This window comes from Acidovorax sp. GW101-11A03, from assembly GCF_059424825.1.
In genome coordinates this window covers 31,649-49,362 of sequence record NZ_JBWKZU010000016.1, presented here as the reverse complement: position 1 = coordinate 49,362, position 17,714 = coordinate 31,649, and the positions used below count along the sequence as shown (strand labels likewise).

Below are 17,714 nucleotides of genomic sequence, written 5' to 3'. Positions count from 1 at the left end.
GAATGAGACAATCGGGGGATGAGTACCGTCTGGACAGAAGCCGAATCCCCCGCCGTGGCCGCCCCTGCGCCCGCTACTGCGCCACGCCCTGAGATCAAGATCGAGCGCGAAACCCACAAGCTGGAAAAGCGCCTGTGCCGCGAGGTGGGCAAGGCGATTGTGGACTTCAACATGATCGAAGAGGGCGACAAAGTGATGGTGTGCATGTCCGGCGGCAAGGACAGCTACACCCTGCTGGACATCTTGCTCAAGCTCAGGGCCCGCGCGCCCATCCACTTTGACCTGGTGGCCGTGAACCTGGACCAGAAGCAGCCCGGATTCCCCGAGCATGTGCTGCCCGAGTACCTGAAGAGCACCGGCGTGCCCTTCCACATCGAGAACGAAGACACCTACAGCATCGTCAAGAAGCTGATTCCCGAGGGCAAGACCACCTGCAGCCTGTGCAGCCGCCTGCGCCGGGGCATTCTGTACCGCGTGGCCGATGAGCTGGGCTGCACCAAGATCGCGCTGGGCCACCACCGCGACGACATTTTGCAGACGCTGCTGCTCAACATGTTCTTCGGCGGCAAGATGAAAAGCATGCCACCCAAGCTGGTCAGCGACGACGGCAAGCATGTGGTGATCCGCCCGCTGGCCTACGTGGCCGAGAAGGACACGGCCCGCTGGTCCGCGCACCGCGACTTCCCCATCATCCCCTGCAACCTGTGCGGCAGCCAGGAGAACCTGCAGCGCAAGCAAGTGGGCGAGATGCTGCGCGAGTGGGAGAAAAAATTCCCCGGCCGCGTGGAGAACATGTTCACCGCGCTGCAGAACGTGGTGCCCTCGCACCTGCTGGACGGCAACCTGTACGACTTCAAGAACGCCCGGGCCACGGGCATCGCCAGCGAAGACGGCGACAAGGCGTTCGACAAAGAAGAGTTTGCGGCGCCCTCGCCATCGCTGCCCGGCGTGCAGGTGGTGCAGCTGTCGTGAACTGCTGGGACCAGCGGAACTCTCACAGAGGTCCTTCTTCCAGGAAACTCTGACCATGACACAACGCCGCTGGATTCCCCTTCTTCTACTTGGTCTGGCCACCGCGCTGCTCGCGGGCTGCAGCACCACCCGCGTGGTCGAAGGCCAGGTGCAGAGCTTCTCGACCCTGGCGGCCGTCCCCACGCCCGCCACCTACCGCATTGAACGCCTGCCTTCTCAGCAAGCCCCATCGTTTGACGCCATCGCCACACTGGCCGAGCAATCCCTGGCCCGCGCGGGCCTGCAGCGCGACGATGCCACGCCCCGCCTGCTGGTGCAGCTGGGTGTGCAGGCCGACGCCGTGCCGCGCTATGACCCGTTCCGGCCCTATGGCCCCTACGGCCCCGGCCCCTGGGGCATGGGCGGCTGGTACGGCCGGGGAGGCTGGGGCGTGCATGGCCTGTGGCGCTTTGGCGAGCCCACACCCCTGCACCGCCGCGCCGTCAGCATCGTGATGCGCGACGCCGCCAGCCAGGCCGTGGTGTACGAAACCTCGGCCGTGCACGAGGACGTGTGGGTGAGCGACCCGGCCGTGTATGGCGTGTTGTTCGACGCCGCGCTCAGCGGCTTTCCGAAGCCGCCCCAGGGACCCCGCCAGGTGCGTCTGCCCCTCGCACCGCCAGCTCCTTGACACCCTGCAGCCCCCACCAACCTACTGCATGCAAGCCACCCGCATCGTTGCCATCCGCCACGGCGAAACCGCCTGGAACGTGGACACCCGCATCCAGGGCCACCTGGACATTCCGCTCAACGACACCGGCCTGTGGCAAGCCGACCAGGTGGCCCGCGCACTTGCCGACGAGCCCATCGCGGCCATCTACACCAGCGACCTGCAACGCGCCCACGCCACCGCCCAGGCCGTGGCCCGCACCACGGGCGCACCGCTCACCACCCACGCCGGCCTGCGCGAGCGCAGCTTCGGCCATTTCCAGGGCCGCACCTTTGCCGAGATCGAGGCCGAGCTGCCCGAGGACGCCTACCGCTGGCGCAAGCGCGACCCGCTCTACGCCCCCGAGGGCGGCGAGTCGCTGGTCACATTGAGAGAACGCATCGAACGCACCGTGGCCCAGCTGGCGCAGCAGCACCTGGGCGAGCAGGTGGTGATGGTGGCGCACGGCGGCGTGCTCGATGTGCTGTACCGCCTGGCCACGCGCCAGGACATCCAGGCGCCGCGCACCTGGCAACTCTCCAACGCGGCCATCAACCGCCTGCTGTGGACACCCGACGGCCTGAGCCTGGTGGGCTGGGCCGACACGCAGCACCTGGACAACAACGCCCTCCGCGATGAAACCCATTCCTGAAGCCTTGCAGTCCACCGTGGGACAGCGCGTGGACCTGATCGACACCCCCGCCCTGGTGGTGGACCTGGACGCCATGGACCGCAACATCCAGCGCATGGCCGACTTTGCGCGCAAGCACCAGGTGCGCTGGCGCCCCCACGCCAAGATGCACAAAAGTGCCGAGCTGGCCCTGCTGCAGCAGCAGGCGGGCGCCCAGGGCGTGTGTGTGCAAAAAGTGGCCGAGGCCGAGGCTCTGGCCGCCGGGGGCGTGCACGACATCACCATCACCAACCAGGTGGTTGCCATGCCCAAGCTGCACCGCGTGGCACGGCTGGCCGCCCAGCTGGCGGCGCGCGGCGGGCGCCTGGGCGTGGCGGTGGACCACCCCGAAGGCGTCACCCGCCTGGCCGAAGCCATGGCGCAGCATGGCAGCGATGCGGGCATCGACGTACTGGTGGAGATCGACGTGGGCCAGGGCCGCTGCGGTGTGCCGCCCGGCGAGGCCGCCGTGCCGCTGGCGCTGGCCGTCTCGCGCAGCCCGCGCCTGCGGTTTGCGGGTCTGCAGGCCTACCATGGCCGCGCCCAGCACCTGGGCAGCAGCGTGGGCCGCCGCGAAGCGATCGCCCAGGTGGTGCGCGCCGCCCACCACACGCGCCAGCTCATCGAGGCCGAGGGACTGACCGTGCCGCTGATCACCGGCTCGGGCACCGGCACCCTGGTGCACGAGGCCGCCAGCGGCGTGTTTGGCGAGCTGCAGGCGGGCTCCTTCATGTTCATGGACGCCGACTACGCCCGCAACGAGCGCGAGCCCGCGCAGCCCGCGTTTGAACACGCACTGTTCGTCAAGACCCAGGTGGTGTCGGTGCGCGACACCCACGCGGTGTGCGACGCGGGCCACAAGAGCCACGCCATCGACTCCGGCCTGCCCACCGTGGCCCTGCTGCCCCCCGGGCATGCGCTGCGCTATGGCAACGGCGGCGACGAGCATGGCCTGCTCTACGCCGATGGCCCCGAAGCCCGCCTGCCCACGCTGGGCCGCATGCTGTGGCTGATCCCGGGCCACTGCGACCCCACGGTGAACCTGCACGACTTCCTGATCGGCGTGCGCGGTGGTCTGGTGCAGGGCGTGGTGGAGCGCATCATCCGGGTGGATGCGCGGGGGGCGCTGACGTAGGCGCAGCCCTCTAAACATTGCGGCTCTAGGGGTTCACCTGCCCCGGTGTGGGCTGGTTGCTGGCCCACAATCCGGCGCCATGAGCCCCAGCCAGATCATCGTCCTTGCCACGCCCGTCTTCTTCTTGCTGATCGCCATCGAACTGGCTATCGGCTTCAAACGCCAGCGCAATACCTACCGGCTGGCCGATGCTGTGAGCAGTATCAGCCTGGGCATGCTCAGCCAGACCAGCGCTGTGTTCACGCGGCTGCTGCGCGTCGGCATCTACACAGCGCTGTTCGAGCATATGGCGCTGTGGCGCAACGATGTGTTCTGGACCAGCCTGCCCGGCTGGCTGCTGGCACTGGTGTTCTACGACTTCTGCTACTACTGGCTGCATCGCATGGGGCATGAGTCGGCCGTTCTGTGGGCCGCGCACGCGGTGCATCACCAGAGCCAGGACTACAACCTCAGCACCGCGCTGCGCCAGACCAGCTCGGGCGCGCTGCTGGGCTGGATTTTTTATGTGCCCATGGCGCTTGCCGGTGTGCCGCCGCTGGTGTTTGCAGTGGTGGCGCTCATCGACCTGCTGTACCAGTTCTGGGTGCACACCGAGCAGGTAGGGCGCCTGGGCTGGTTCGACCGCTGGTTCTGCAGCCCGAGCAACCACCGCGTGCACCATGCCGTGAATGACCCGTACCTGGACAAGAACTACGGCGGCATCCTGATCCTGTGGGACCGGATGTTCGGCACCTTCAAGGACGAAGACGACCAGGAGAAATGTGTGTACGGCACGCGCGGTCTGCTCGACAGCTGGGACCCGCTGTGGGCCAACGCCCAGGTGTATGCGGGGCTGGCACACGACAGCTGGCACGCGCGCAGCTGGCTCGACAAACTCAAGGTCTGGATCAAGCCGCCGGGCTGGCGGCCTGCGGATGTGGCGGAGCGTTTTCCCAAGCCCGCCTTCAGCATGGCGCAGATGCAGCTCTACCACCCGCCCATGTCACGGGCCGTGCAGGGGTTTGCGCTGGTGCAGTTCGGCATCCTGCTGGCCGGGGTGGCCGCGTTTCTATGGCAGGCCGACGCGGCGCCGCTGGCGCACAACGCGATCTGGTTTGCGGTGCTGCTGGTCAGCCAGTGGGCGCTGGGCGCCGTGATGCAGGGGCGCATCGGCATGGGGATGGCGCTGATGCTGCAAAGCGCCGCCCTGGCCACGGCCACCAGTGCGCTGGGGCTGACCGAGTGGCACTGGGTCTTCAAGCCCCTGACGATGGCAATAGCTATTATTTTGATAGCGATAAGCGCTTATTCATTGCGCGCAGAAGACCTTTTTGACTCCAAAAACTGGTGGCTGATGGCGGCGGCACTGGCCGGGTCGCTGGCGGGCGACGTGTTTTTGATGTTTTCCGGCTTCTTCATCCCGGGGCTGGTGAGTTTCCTGGTGGCGCACCTGTTCTATGTGGCGCTGTTCAAGAGCGGACAGAGCTGGTTTCCGCACCGGGGTGCGCTGGTGGCCACACTGGGTATTGGCGTGGCGATGTACGCTTTCTTGTGGGCCGCTGGCCTGCCGCCCGCGCTGCGCGCGCCCGTGGCGGCCTATGTGCTGGTGATTGCGCTGATGGCGGCTCAGGCCATCGGGCGTGCCACCGTGCTGCGCGATGGGCCTGCGCTGCTGGTCGCCCTCGGCGCGGGGTTCTTTATGCTGAGCGATTCGCTGCTGGCCACCAACCGTTTTGTGCAGCCCCTGCCCTGGTCGCAGGTGTGGGTCTTGTCCACGTACTACGCGGCGCAGGCGCTCATCGTGGGGGGCTGGCTGCTGGGGCAGCAGGCGGGCGGCAGCGCTCCAGGCCGTTCGCAACCGGCGGCCCCCTCGGCAGCCATCACGGCCTGAGGCCGCCCCGCCCTGCATCAAGCCCGTTGCCGCATGGCCTCCAGGGCCACACGTGGCAGGTGAAAGACGCCCGCCGCAGCCGAGGCCGCCGCCAGCCACAGCAATACACCCGTCCACCACAGGGCCCAGACCCAGGCGTTGAAGTCGGCGGGTGCTGCCAGGGCTTCGGCCTGGATGGCAGGAAGGGCCACACCCGCCAGCCCCCGGGCACCCGCGAACCGCACGCAGGCTTCGCCCCAGACCCACGCCGCAAACGCCGCCAGGCTCACGGCCATCAGCACCAGAAACATCCGGGCCTGCCCCAGCCACTTGAGCGCCACCACGCTGACCACCAGCGCACCAAACGCCACCGCGATGGCGGCGCCCGCCAAAGGCTCCCGCGCCAGCGGCAGACACACTGGCAAGGCAACCTGCACCGGCCACAGCGGCCAGGAAGCCCCCGCCCCCACCAGCCCGCGCCACATAGGCTGCCACGCATCCACCACCGCCAGCCCCACAGCCACCGCTGCCAGGCAGAACCCGCCGCCGTAACGCCAGGCGGAGCGCGGGTCTACCGGCAAATCCCGCGGCGAGCCCCAGCGCCTGCGCAGCGTGCACACCAGGGCCCAGGCCCAGACACCGTCGGCCGCCAGCCAGACCAGCGCAGGCAGGCCCATCAGGCTGACAGGCGCACCCACAAACACCGGGGCCACGCCGTAGCACAGCGTGATGAACGCATGCAGGCACACGCTTGCGCAGGCCAACACCAGCGCCAGCTGCTGCACCGTCCACTGGAACGGGCTCAGGCCCATCCTGGCGGCAAAGTCTTCGTCTGCCAGCAGGGGGCCGGGCTTTTTGACGGGAGGGAGGTGTTTGCGGCCACGCCGCCTTTGCCGCGCCATCGCCTGCGCTGCCAGTCTGTGCCTAGAGGGATCAGGCCCCGAACAGATCGGGATTGCCGCGCTGCGCCGGGGGCTGCAGCCCCAGGTGCCGGAACGCCGCCAGCGTGGCGATGCGCCCGCGCGGCGTGCGTTGCAGAAAGCCCTGCTGGATCAGGTAGGGCTCGATCACATCCTCAATCGTGCCCGCCTCTTCGCCAATGCTGGCGGCAATGTTGTCCAGCCCCACGGGGCCGCCGTCAAAGCGGTGGATCACGGCTTCGAGCAGCTTGCGGTCCATCACGTCAAAACCTTGCGGGTCCACGTCAAGCATGGCGAGTGCCTTGTCGGCAATGGATTTGGTGATGCGGCCATCGCCCTTGACCTCGGCGTAGTCGCGCACGCGGCGCAGCAGCCGGTTGGCAATGCGCGGCGTGCCACGCGAGCGGCGGGCGATCTCAAAGCCGCCTTCGTCGTCCATGGGCGCGTTGAGCAGGCCCGCACTGCGATTGACGATGCGCGCCAGCTCTTCGGCCGTGTAGAACTCCAGCCGCGCCACGATGCCAAAGCGGTCGCGCAGCGGGTTGGTGAGCATGCCCGCACGCGTGGTGGCGCCCACCAGCGTGAAGGGCTGCAGGTCGAGCTTGATGCTGCGCGCGGCGGGCCCTTCGCCGATCATGATGTCGATCTGGTAGTCCTCCAGCGCCGGGTAGAGGATTTCCTCGACCACGGGCGAGAGGCGGTGGATCTCATCGATGAAGAGGACGTCGTTCTTCTCCAGGTTGGTCAGCAGCGCCGCCAAGTCCTTGGGCTTTTCCAGCACCGGGCCGCTGGTCTGGCGCAGGTTCACCCCCAGCTCGGCCGCGATGATGTGCGACAGCGTGGTCTTGCCCAGGCCCGGCGGGCCAAACAGCAGCACATGGTCCAGCGCCTCTTCGCGTTTCCTGGCCGCACCGATGAAGATTTCCAGCTGCTCCCGCGCCTTGGCCTGGCCCACGTACTCCTGCAGCAGCTTGGGCCGCAGGGCCCGCTCGATCGCCTCCTCTTGGGGGGAGCTGGGCGCTGCAGAGACAACGCGCTTGGTGGGGGCGGGGGCGAAATCGTCGGTTTGGATGGTCATGTGGCGAGCGCATCGAGCCTGTGCAATCCGCGGCGGTCCGATAGCGTGGAGCGTTGAAAAAAGCCCTCAAAGCGGCAACACCCCATGGGTTGTGTCGCCGCATTTTTGCTTCTTACTGAGTGGTCCACGCATGGTACATGGGGCCCTCGTACCGGAAGTCTGTATGCACCTGAATCACAAAGTCACGCTCTGCAGCACTGATAGTGTAGAAGTGTGCGCCGGTCTTGCTGTTGTAGAAACGATAGATCGGAGAAGCACCATTGCCAGAAGCCGTTTGCGCATACCAGCTAACAACTTCATAACGGAACTCAGGGAAGGTGGCGATCACAAAATCCCGCTCGGCCACGCTGCCAGAGTAAAAATGTGCGCCGCTGGTCGCGTTGTAAAAACGGAATACGGGGTCTTTTCCGGAACTCACATCGGGGTACGCATAGAAGGCGATGTTCTCGTAACCGAACTCTGGAAAAGTGCGGATCACGAAATCCCGCTCGGAGGCACTCGCCGTGTAGAAATGCGCCCCGGTCTTGCTGTTGTAGAAGCGGTAAACCGCTGTACGCCCCGTGCTCCCCCCCGTCGGTGCCAGCCAGTTCTTCAACGCAGCGTTGTAAGCAACATCAAAGCGCCCATAGAAGTCCGAAGACGATTTGTTGGAACATACCGCACTGCCACCATACAAGGTACCTACGACCTTGCCACTGAGAAACAGGGCGGAACCGCTGCTTCCCCCCTCTGTCGTGCCCTGGCTCCAGTTCACCCGGTAGTAATTGCCGCTGGTGCCCGAGCACGAGAAACTTGTCCCTGAAGTCGTCGCACAGGATGACTGCCCCATCACTGCGCCATAGCTCAGTTTGAGCAAATCACCGCTGGGGTGATGCAACCCGATGATGGACGCACCCGAGGCGACGGTGGAGGCATCCCAACCTGCAAAAACAGCCCCTGCAGGCGGGGTGTCGCTCAGCAGCAGAAGAGCCGTATCGGTGTCGGCACTGGCATATAGGAGCTGGGCTCCGCCGACCTTCCTGGAGCTGGAACTCTGCAGCGCACCGCTGTTGCAGCTGGAAGAACGGAAGAACCAATCTGTACGCAAAGTTGAGGCGACGGTTTGATCGGAAATGCAGTGGTTGGCACTCAGGAAATAAGGTTTCCCTGTCGAATTGCCATCATTGAGCAGTGTGCCCGTGCACAAATAGGACTTCGCGTCTTTGACGAACACCATACGCGCAACCGCATTGCGCTCACTGGCCCCATCTGCGTGGCAAGTGGCATCCAGATTACAGGCATCCGAATCCCCAACATCCTTCGTCCTTTGCTGCTGGGCCTGGAACTCCTCTTCCGTGGGCACCGCAAGATTGACAAAAATATGCGACAGCGTAGGTACTGAAATGTTGAGCGCAGTCGTTGCCACGCCGCGGGGCAGTTCAACCTCCAGGGTCGCCTCTGCTTCGCCCGTATCAGGCGTCCACCAGGTCCTCGCAGCATCCGAGTGATCGCCCGCCGCTTGGTTGCGCTCGATCAACTGCAGAATTTCGTGACCCGCAATTTCGAACACCTTACCTGGCGAAGCCTGGGTGTAAACACGCACCGTGGCACTGCCTGGCAGTTGCTTGACCAGAACCCCCAGGCGCACACCATAGGCCCCTTCTGCCCGAAAACTAATGGCGGCTACGGCGCCCCCGGCCGGGGTCTCTTTCCACTGCCAGAGCGATTGGGTTGCTGAGCCCGACTTGGTGGCGGACACATCACGGCCAGCACCTACCAGCTGCGGTCCCACGGAAGCGGAAGCCTCGGTCTTCTCAACGGCGAGCTCTCCCAGACTGACCACGGATGCCTTGGGTGCTGCAGCTGCACTGCGCGATTTAACGCGTGCCACATCCTGCACCGCGCTGACGGGTTGCACACGGCTTTCCACGGAGGAGCGCAGCTGTGCGCTTGCTGGGGCATCACTGGATCCCCCACACCCCGACAGCACAGCAACTGCAGCCGTCAGGACAACCGCCCAGCGCCGGATGGAAAATTCTTTCATTGTCAAAATCCTTTGTTCCGCATAGACCAGCGCTGTGATGCCACGGGCACGGGGGCACCGCCACTGCCCCGCTCGGGGCTAGAGTGCCATGCTCGCGCAGCTCCAAGGCTTGGTCGGGACGCAATTATCAGCGCGCCAGTGCCTTCAGTGCCAGCTTAATACCGTCACTCACCCCCACCTCCGCAGGCAGCGCCTTGAGCGCCGCCGCCGCCTCTTTGTCGTTGTAGCCCAAAGCCAACAGCGCCTGCAGGATGTCGGCCTGCGCATCGCTGGTGGCAGCGCCACGCACTGCGCCCATGTCTGCGCCCAGCTTGCCCTTGAGTTCCAGCAACAGGCGCTCGGCCGTCTTCTTGCCGATGCCGGGCACTTTGACCAGGCGCCCCGCCTCCTGCAGCGAGATGGCCTGGGCCAGGTCGCCCACGCCCATGCCGCTCAGGATGGACAGCGCGGTGCGCGGGCCCACGCCCGATATCTTGATCAGCTCCCGAAACGCCTGGCGCTCCTGCGCCGTGCCAAAACCATACAGCAGCTGCGCGTCCTCGCGCACAATGAACTGGGTGAGCAGGCTCACACGTTCGCCCACGGCGGGCAGGTTGTAGAAGGTGCTCATGGGCACATTCACCTCATAGCCGACGCCGTGGCAGTCCAGCAGCACCTCGGGGGGATTCTTCTCCAGCAGGGTGCCGGTCAATTTGCCTATCATTGATGTCCTTTTGCCGACGCTGGCCTGCCGCGCGGCACTGCCGCGTGGCCTCGTCATGTGGCCGTTTCTATTGCCTGACGGGAATTATCAGCGTGATCCTGCGCCACACCTTCACTCCCCACAACAACACCCGGCTCACCCACCTGTGTGGCCCGGCCGACGCCCACCTGCGCACCATCGAAGAGGCGCTGCAGGTCAGCATTGCGCACCGGCACGAACAGTTCAAGGTGGACGGCCCCAAGGCCAAGGCCACGCAGGCCATGGAGCTGCTGCAGGCCCTCTACGAAATGGCCGAGCGCCCCATCCCCGAAGACCATATCCAGCTGATGCTGGCAGGCGACAGCGAGCTGCTGGAAGCGCCGGACGACGCCATCGTGCTCAACACGCGCCGGGCCGACCTGCGCGGGCGCACGCCCACACAGAACCTGTACCTGCAGAACATCGCCACGCACGACATCACCTTCGGCATCGGCCCCGCAGGCACGGGCAAGACGTACCTTGCCGTCGCCAGCGCCGTGGATGCCCTGGAGCGCAGCGGCGTGCAGCGCATCGTGCTGACCCGCCCGGCCGTGGAGGCGGGCGAGCGCCTGGGCTTCCTGCCCGGCGATCTGGCGCAGAAGGTGGACCCCTACCTGCGCCCGCTGTACGACGCGCTGTACGAACTGATGGGGCACGATAAGGTGCAAAAGGCCTTCGAGCGCAACGCCATCGAGATCGCGCCACTGGCCTTTATGCGCGGGCGCACGCTGAACAACGCCTTCGTGATCCTGGACGAGGCCCAGAACACCACGCCCGAACAGATGAAGATGTTCCTCACCCGCATCGGCTTCGGCTCGCGCGCCGTGGTCACGGGCGACGTGAGCCAGATCGACCTGCCCAAGGGCGCGATGAGCGGCCTGGTGGACGCCGAACGGGTTTTGAAACGCGTCAAGGGCATCGCCGTCACCCATTTCACCAGCGCCGACGTGGTGCGCCACCCGCTGGTCGCCCGCATCGTGGACGCCTACGATGCCCCTCGCCGCGCTGCAGCTACGCGCAGTCGCGAGTAGAGCTATTATTTTTATAGCTGACAAGCCTTGCCTGTTAGGCGGCAGCAGCCCAAAAATCCTCACAATGCCATTGAACCAACTCTCCCTGTCGCTGCAGTTCGGCGCCTTTGACGGCGCGGCAGCACACCGCGCCGTGCTCCCGCGCCACAAGGTCACGCGCTGGATCCGCCACGCCCTGGCCACCGACGCAGAGATCACCGTGCGCATCGTGGGTGCCGACGAAGGCCAGCAGCTCAACCGCGAGTACCGCCACAAGGACTACGCCACCAACGTGCTCACGTTCGACTACACCCAGGAGCCCGTGGTGACGGCCGACCTGGTGCTCTGCGCCCCGGTGATCGAGCGCGAAGCGAAAGAGCAGAACAAGAGCCTGGAAGAGCACTACGCCCACATGCTGGTGCATGGCACGCTGCACGCCCAGGGCTGGGACCACGAGACCAGCGAGGCCGATGCCGAGGAGATGGAGGCGTACGAGACGGCCATCCTGCAAGAGCTGGGCTTTGCAGACCCGTACGCGCAATAGCCATTGCACGTCCATGTGGCCCACACGGCAGGGGGTGACATGGCCATTTTTGCCCCCCTTTTGGGCAAAACACCTTTGTGCGGCGGCGGCCGGTTCCATGCCGGATAGCCGCGCCACAGTCACTACCATCGGAAGGCCTAGCGCCTGTGCCGCCATCTTCCGACCCGAGACATGTTCGAAACCGCCCTGCTGCTCACCGCCGCCTTCGTCGCCGGCGCTCTCAATGCCGTCGCCGGTGGCGGCAGCTTTCTGACGCTGCCCGCCCTCGTCTTCATCGGCGTGCCGCCGGTGGTCGCCAATGCCACGGGCACGGTGGCGCTGCTGCCGGGTTACGTGGCGGGGGCCTGGGGGTTCCGGGAGGACACCGCGCCGCCGCCGGGGCTGTCGATGCGGCTGCTGGTGGTGTTGTCGCTCATCGGTGGCGCGGCGGGGGCGGCGCTGCTGCTGGTCACGCCCGATGCCACTTTCCGCCGCGTAGTGCCCTGGCTGCTGCTGGCGGCCACGGCGTTGTTTGCGTTCGGGCCGCAGTTGCGCCGGATGCTGGCGGGCGGCACACCGTCCGCCGCCAAGGCCACCGTGGGCGTGCTGGCGGTGGCGGCCTATGGCGGGTACTTCAACGGAGGGCTGGGCATCCTGCTGCTGGCGCTGTTCGGCCTGCTGGGGCAGACCAACCTGAACGCCATGAACGGCCTCAAGAACTGGGTGTCGGCACTGCTCACCGCCATTGCCGTCGCGATCTACGCGGCCGGTGGCGTGGTGCAGTGGCCAGCGGCGCTGATGATGATGGTGGCAGCCACCGCAGGCGGCTATGGCGGTGCACGCGTGGCGCGGCGCATTCCGGCCGACTGGCTGCGCGGCGGCATTGTGCTGACGGGGCTGGTTATGGCGGGGCTGTTCTTCTGGCGGCAATAGCCTACCCGGGCTGGAACAACGGGCCAAAATGGCTGCTACCGCGCGTCCATCAATCGGTTTCAGCTATTAATTTTGACAACCATCAAGCCACTGCTGGCGCGATGCGCAGCGGTATGGTCACCGGCCCGTCGTTGACCAGGTGCACCTGCATGTCGGCCGCAAACTGGCCCGTGGCCACCACGGGATGGGCCTGGCGGGCCTGGGCGACAAAGTAGTCGTACAGGCGGCGCCCCTCGTCGGGTGCAGCGGCCTGGGTGAAGCTGGGGCGGTTGCCCCCGGTGGTGTCGGCGGCCAGGGTGAACTGGCTCACCAGCAGCAGGCCGCCGCCTATGTCCTGCACGCTTTTGTTCATCTTGCCCGCTTCGTCCGAAAAGATGCGCAGCTTGAGGAGCTTGGCCAGCAGCTTGTCGGCCTCGGCCTCGGTGTCGCCGCGTTCGGCACACACCAGCACCAAAAGGCCCGCGCCGATGGCGCCCACGGTCTGCCCGTCCACTTCCACGCGCGCCTCGCGCACACGTTGCAAAACACTGATCACTTCACGGCTTCCTTCACATCGTCACGGGGGTCGTCAAAATGCGCTTCCACGTCGCTGGGCAGCAGCTCGATGGTGGCACGCAGGCCGGGCACGGCGGTCATCAGCGCGCGCTCCACCTGACCACGCAATTCGGCGGCGTGGCGCAGGGTCCAGTCGGCGGGCATGTGCAGGTGCATGTCCACAAACTGGCGCTGGCCCGCGCGGCGGGTGGAGACATGGTCGAACCGCACGGCGCCCGGTGCCTGGGCCGCCACAAACTGTTGCAGCGTGGCGTCGATGGTGGCCTGCACCTCTGGCTCGACCGCCGAATCCATGAGGCCCTGGGACGACCGCCACACCAGCTCCACGCCTTCTTTCAGAATGTTCAGGGCCACGGCAATCGCCGCCACGGCATCCAGCCACAGCCAGCCGGTCAGGGCCGCGCCCGCGATGCCCACCAGCACACCGGCCGAGGTCCACACATCCGTGACCAGGTGGCGGGCATCGGCCTCCAGCGCGATGGAGCGGTGCTCGCGTGCCGAGCGGAACATCACCCAGGCCAGCAGCCCGTTGAGGGCCGAGCTGAGCACCGACAGGCCCAGGCCCCAGCCCACCTGCTCGATGGGCTGCGGGTCGAACAGGCTGTGCCCCGCCGCCCACAGGATGCCTGCCGACACGCCCATGATGAGGATGCCCTCGAACCCCGAAGAAAAGTATTCAGCCTTGTGGTGGCCGTAGGGGTGGTCGTCATCGGCTGGCCGTGCCGCCACCGTCACCATGGCCAGCGCAAACATGGCGCTGGCCAGGTTCACGAAGGACTCCATCGCGTCCGACAGCAAGCCCACCGAGCCCGTGACCACCCAGGCCAAGGTCTTGAGCGCGATGGTGACCACCGCCACGGCCACCGAGGCCCACAGCAGGTTGCGGGGCGAGAGCCAGGGGTGGGATGTGGGAGCAGCAGCGGACATGGAGGGGGCGCGAAGGAGCGGCAGCAGTCGTGTCGGGAATTACACCAGAGCCACCTTAAGCTCTGTTCAGCCAGCGATCCCCCCCCCGGCTGCGGGGGGGATGCCCTGTGCAGCCCCCATGCCAGAATCCGCGCATGCTCCCCGCCTGGCGCCCTCTGTTGCGACATACGCCCCACCTGCCCAGCCTGGTGGTGTGGGCGTTGGTCGCCTGCGCGGGGTGCAGCTGGCTGGCGCTCAACCGCCTGCAGCAGCTGCACGCAGCGTTCGAGACCGACGCGCGCATCGTGCACCGGCTGCTCAGCCAGCGTGTGGTGCAGCACGACGCGATCCTCGCCACCCTGGCCCTGCTGCAGCCCTCGGCGCCCGACCAGGGCAGTGCAGCCGATGCCACCCTGCCCCGCCTGCCCTCGGTATACCCGCAGATCCTGTCGGTGCTGCAGCGGCCCGGGGGCGCGGGTGAGGGAGGCGAGGGAGGCTGGCCGGGCGCACTGCAGGCGCCGCTCTCGGCGGCCGAGGCCGCCTCGCGCCGCTCCGGGCATGCCGAGATGGCGCTGGTGGACCTGCCCGCCGGCCGCTTCCATCTGGTGCTGGCCAGCACCCCGGCCAGCCACGCGCTGCAGATCGACCTGCGCGCCACCGTGCCGCAGGACGAATGGCCGATGGACATGGCCACCAGCCCGGTGCGGGTCACCCTGGAACAGGGCGCCGCCGCCTTTGTGGTGCAGCCGGGCCGCGTGGGCGAGGGGTTGGGCTGGTCGTATGCCTTCCACAAACTGCTGGCCGCACCCAGCCAGCCGCTGGATGTGGTGGCGCGGCGCACGGTGGGGCTGGCCGAGCTGCCCTGGCTGGCCATGCTGGGCTGGTGCGTGTTCACCGCCGCGCTGTGGGGCGGTGGCCTGGCCTGGTGGCGCCAGCGCATTGCGCGCCAGCGGGCCGAGGAGCTGCTGCGCCTGGGCCAGGTGGCGCGGCTGAACACGCTGGGCGAGCTGGCGGCGGGCATGGCCCACGAGCTGAACCAGCCGCTGACCGCACTGCTGTCAAGCACACAGGCCGCCCAGCGCCTGCTGGCCGACGACCCGCCCGATATCGACACCGCGCAGACCGCCATGGCCCGCGCCGTGGAGCAAGCGCGCCGCGCATCCACCGTGGTGGGCCGCCTGCGCCGCCTGGTGGAGCGCCCTGAACTGGCGGGCCAGGCCCAGCCGCTGGCGCTGGCCACCGCCGTGCAGGATGTGCTGCACCTGCTGGAGCCCGAGATGGCGCAGCGCGGCGTGGCACCCACGGTGTCCATCGCGCCCGACCTGCCCGCCGTGCTGGCCGAGCCCGTGGCCCTGCAGCAGATCGTGCACAACCTGCTGATGAACGCGCTGCAGGCGCTGGACCAGGTGCCCCAGGCCGAGCGCCAGCTGGCGCTGCGCCTGTGGATGCCGGACGCCGCGCATGGAGCCCTGTCGGTGCGCGACCACGGCCCCGGCGTGCCGCCCGAGGCGCGCGCGCACCTGTTCGAGCCGTTCTACACCACGCGCAGCGGTGGGCTGGGGCTGGGCCTCACGCTGTGCGAGAGCCTGGCCCAGGCCATGGGCGCCAGCCTGGCCCTGGCGCCCGCCGACCCCGCCGTGCGGGGCGCGGAATTCCTGCTCGTGCTGCCTGCGGCGCCCGACACGCCCGCGCCCTCCTCCATGCCATGACCGACGCCGCCCACTCCCTCTCTCCCCTGATCCACCTGGTGGACGACGATGCCGCCGTGCGCGAGGGCCTCTCCCTGCTCATCAGCACCGTGGGCCTGCGCGTGCAGGCCTGGGCCGACCCGCAGTCCTTCATGGCCGGGTTTGACCGCGCCAGCATCGGCGCCATCGTGCTCGATGTGCGCATGCCCGGCATCAGCGGCCTGACGGTGCTGGAGCAGCTGCTGGCGCAGGGTGTGGACCAGCCCGTGATTTTGCTCACCGGCCACGGCACGGTGGAGATGTGCCGCCGCGCGTTCAAGACCGGTGCGGCCGAGTTCCTGGAAAAGCCGGTGGACGACGAAGTGCTGATCGAGGCCCTGCAAAACGCCGTGCGCCAGCATGTGCGCTCGCGCGAGCGCCACCAGGCCGACCAGCAGGCGCGCGAGCGTTTTGCGCAGCTCTCGGCCCGTGAGCGCGAGGTGCTGGGGCTGATCGTGGAGGGGCTGACCAACAAGGAAATCGGCCGAGCGCTCGAACTCTCCCCGCGCACGGTGGAAACACACCGCGCCAACCTGTTTGCCAAGCTGGGGGCGGAGTCGCTGGCGCAGCTGATCCGGCGGTATGCGGCGCTGGTGGATGCGGCATCCTGAATCAGTCTGCAAAGGCCTTCCGTAGTTTTACGGAGGCCCGCGCGTAGCCGCCCGAATGGCTGAAAACGGCGCCAATTTTTACAGTTCTCCCACGGCGCCACAAAGGGTGGCACCGATCTCAAAAACACCGGAGAACACCATGCACAACCGCCTCGCATCCGCCGCCGCCCTCACCCTGTCCCTGATCGCCACCGCTGCCAGCGCCGAAGGCGTGCGCACCGAAAAGAACATGTCGCTGGACCTGGCCACGCAGATCGCCGCGCAAACCGTGGCCACCTGCACCGCCAACGGCTACAACGTCACCGCCACCGTGGTGGACCGCGCGGGCACCGTGCGCGCAGTGCAGCGCGCCGACAATGCCGGCCCGCACACGCTGGAAGCCAGCCGCCTGAAGGCCTACACCTCGGCATCGGCCAAGAACACCACGCTGGCCATGATGGAAGGCGCACAGAAGAACCCCGCAGCGGCCAACCTGGTCAACATCCCCGGCTACCTGCTGCTGGGCGGCGGCGTGCCCGTGAAGGTGGGGAACGAAGTCATCGGCGCCGTGGGTGTGGGCGGTGCACCCGGCGGCCACCTGGACGAGCAGTGCGCCGTGGCGGGCATCGCCAAGGTGCAGGACTTGCTGAAGTAATCAGCCGCCCTCACCCGCAACGCGAGTTATCGGAGGTCCCCATGAAGCCCTGGAACCTTGTATTCGCATTGGCCGCGTCACTGGCCTACGCCACCACTGCCCAGGCCCAGGTGCCTCCCACGGCGGCCGAAACCGCTGCCTACCAGGGCCTGCATGCCGCTGCGGCGCGGGGCGATATGCCCGCGCTTGCCAAGCTGATCGCGGCAAGGGCCGACGTGAATGCCCGCGATGGCTACGGCCGCACGCCACTGCATGTGGCGACCTTTGCCCGGCAGGCCGATGCCATCCGCGCCCTTGCCCAGGCCGGGGCCGACCTGAATGCGCTGGAGAACGACCGCTACGACGCCGTGACCATCGCCGCCGTGGCCGACGACGAAGCCACGCTGCGCCTGCTGCTGCAACTGGGCGCCAGCGCCAAACAGGTGACCAGCCGCTACGACGGCACGGCCCTGATCGCCGCCGCACACCTGGGGCACGACGGCGTGGTGCGCCAGCTGATTGCCGCCGGGGCGCCGCTGGACCATGTGAACAACCTGCACTGGACGGCGCTCATCGAATCCATCGTGCTGGGCAACGGCGGCCCGCGCCACCAGGCCACGCTGCAGGCGTTGCTGCAGGCGGGCGCCAGCCACGCACTGACCGACCGGCAGGGCAACACGCCCCTGCAGCTGGCACGCCAGCGGGGCTACGGCGCCATGGTGCAGATGCTGCAGGCGGCGGGCGCGGTCAAGTGAGGGGCGGGGTTGGCGAAAGCACCGG

The 17,714-nt window shown here is 67.3% G+C and carries 18 protein-coding genes; 12 read left to right on the top strand and 6 right to left on the bottom strand.

All coding sequences use genetic code 11. The features are described from left to right. Window positions 1-18: 18 nt before the first annotated feature. From ttcA to AC07Z7_RS09165, 5 genes are all read left to right on the top strand, one after another. Window positions 19-972: a tRNA 2-thiocytidine(32) synthetase TtcA gene (ttcA, locus tag AC07Z7_RS09185; protein WP_240515660.1), complete on the top strand. Its 954-nt coding sequence runs from the start codon at window positions 19-21 to the stop codon at window positions 970-972. A 55-nt stretch (window positions 973-1,027) separates the two neighbouring features. Further along, entirely contained in the window at window positions 1,028-1,642 is a 615-nt protein-coding gene (locus AC07Z7_RS09180) for a DUF4136 domain-containing protein (RefSeq protein WP_494766090.1), read from the top strand. Window positions 1,643-1,670: 28 nt separating this feature from the next. Continuing rightward, entirely contained in the window at window positions 1,671-2,312 is a 642-nt protein-coding gene (locus tag AC07Z7_RS09175; protein WP_494766089.1) for a histidine phosphatase family protein, read from the top strand. Then, window positions 2,296-3,465 carry a DSD1 family PLP-dependent enzyme gene (locus AC07Z7_RS09170; protein WP_494766088.1) on the top strand — a complete coding sequence of 390 codons (1,170 nt, stop codon included), beginning with the start codon at window positions 2,296-2,298 and terminating at the stop codon, window positions 3,463-3,465. The genes AC07Z7_RS09175 and AC07Z7_RS09170 overlap by 17 nt, the downstream gene beginning before the upstream one ends. Window positions 3,466-3,544: 79 nt before the next feature. Further along, window positions 3,545-5,335, top strand: a complete 1,791-nt coding sequence (locus tag AC07Z7_RS09165) for a lysoplasmalogenase family protein (protein WP_494766087.1) — start codon at window positions 3,545-3,547, stop codon at window positions 5,333-5,335. 17 nt (window positions 5,336-5,352) lie between these two features. On the opposite strand, the gene AC07Z7_RS09160 is transcribed toward AC07Z7_RS09165, so the two are convergent. The 4 genes from AC07Z7_RS09160 to ruvA form a co-directional block, all read right to left on the bottom strand. After that, a complete protein-coding gene (locus AC07Z7_RS09160; RefSeq protein ID WP_494766086.1) occupies window positions 5,353-6,216 on the bottom strand; it encodes a hypothetical protein in 864 nt (287 codons plus the stop codon). 31 nt (window positions 6,217-6,247) lie between these two features. After that, window positions 6,248-7,312, bottom strand: a complete 1,065-nt coding sequence (gene ruvB, locus AC07Z7_RS09155; RefSeq protein WP_494766085.1) for a Holliday junction branch migration DNA helicase RuvB — start codon at window positions 7,310-7,312, stop codon at window positions 6,248-6,250. 112 nt (window positions 7,313-7,424) lie between these two features. Further along, window positions 7,425-9,335, bottom strand: coding sequence for a trypsin-like peptidase domain-containing protein (locus tag AC07Z7_RS09150; protein WP_494766084.1), 1,911 nt, complete (start codon window positions 9,333-9,335; stop codon window positions 7,425-7,427). A 127-nt stretch (window positions 9,336-9,462) separates the two neighbouring features. Then, a complete protein-coding gene (gene ruvA, locus AC07Z7_RS09145; RefSeq protein ID WP_494766083.1) occupies window positions 9,463-10,038 on the bottom strand; it encodes a Holliday junction branch migration protein RuvA in 576 nt (191 codons plus the stop codon). Between the two features lie 92 nt (window positions 10,039-10,130). Here ruvA and AC07Z7_RS09140 point away from each other — a divergent pair, with 92 nt between their 5' ends. From AC07Z7_RS09140 to AC07Z7_RS09130, 3 genes are all read left to right on the top strand, one after another. Beyond that, the gene (locus AC07Z7_RS09140; RefSeq protein ID WP_494766082.1) at window positions 10,131-11,087 is read left to right on the top strand and encodes a PhoH family protein; all 957 of its coding nucleotides are present in this window, start codon (window positions 10,131-10,133) and stop codon (window positions 11,085-11,087) included. Window positions 11,088-11,151: 64 nt separating this feature from the next. Further along, the gene (gene ybeY, locus AC07Z7_RS09135) at window positions 11,152-11,610 is read left to right on the top strand and encodes an rRNA maturation RNase YbeY (protein WP_094289031.1); all 459 of its coding nucleotides are present in this window, start codon (window positions 11,152-11,154) and stop codon (window positions 11,608-11,610) included. A 171-nt stretch (window positions 11,611-11,781) separates the two neighbouring features. Beyond that, a complete protein-coding gene (locus AC07Z7_RS09130; RefSeq protein ID WP_494766081.1) occupies window positions 11,782-12,522 on the top strand; it encodes a sulfite exporter TauE/SafE family protein in 741 nt (246 codons plus the stop codon). Window positions 12,523-12,604: 82 nt separating this feature from the next. Here AC07Z7_RS09130 and dtd read toward each other — a convergent pair whose 3' ends face one another. Both dtd and AC07Z7_RS09120 read right to left on the bottom strand, forming a co-directional pair. Then, the gene (gene dtd, locus AC07Z7_RS09125; RefSeq protein WP_494766080.1) at window positions 12,605-13,057 is read right to left on the bottom strand and encodes a D-aminoacyl-tRNA deacylase; all 453 of its coding nucleotides are present in this window, start codon (window positions 13,055-13,057) and stop codon (window positions 12,605-12,607) included. Continuing rightward, window positions 13,054-14,004 (bottom strand): cation diffusion facilitator family transporter, encoded by a 951-nt coding sequence (locus tag AC07Z7_RS09120; protein ID WP_494766079.1) that lies wholly within the window; start codon window positions 14,002-14,004, stop codon window positions 13,054-13,056. The genes dtd and AC07Z7_RS09120 overlap by 4 nt, the downstream gene beginning before the upstream one ends. A 134-nt stretch (window positions 14,005-14,138) precedes the next feature. Here AC07Z7_RS09120 and AC07Z7_RS09115 point away from each other — a divergent pair, with 134 nt between their 5' ends. From AC07Z7_RS09115 to AC07Z7_RS09100, 4 genes are all read left to right on the top strand, one after another. Further along, window positions 14,139-15,692: a sensor histidine kinase gene (locus AC07Z7_RS09115; RefSeq protein WP_252661348.1), complete on the top strand. Its 1,554-nt coding sequence runs from the start codon at window positions 14,139-14,141 to the stop codon at window positions 15,690-15,692. Continuing rightward, window positions 15,689-16,321 carry a response regulator transcription factor gene (locus AC07Z7_RS09110; RefSeq protein ID WP_252661349.1) on the top strand — a complete coding sequence of 211 codons (633 nt, stop codon included), beginning with the start codon at window positions 15,689-15,691 and terminating at the stop codon, window positions 16,319-16,321. Before AC07Z7_RS09115 ends, AC07Z7_RS09110 begins: the two co-directional genes overlap by 4 nt. A gap of 139 nt (window positions 16,322-16,460) precedes the next feature. Beyond that, window positions 16,461-16,955, top strand: coding sequence for a GlcG/HbpS family heme-binding protein (locus AC07Z7_RS09105; protein ID WP_494766078.1), 495 nt, complete (start codon window positions 16,461-16,463; stop codon window positions 16,953-16,955). A 41-nt stretch (window positions 16,956-16,996) separates the two neighbouring features. Further along, window positions 16,997-17,689 (top strand): ankyrin repeat domain-containing protein, encoded by a 693-nt coding sequence (locus AC07Z7_RS09100; protein WP_494766077.1) that lies wholly within the window; start codon window positions 16,997-16,999, stop codon window positions 17,687-17,689. Window positions 17,690-17,714: the final 25 nt, after the last annotated feature.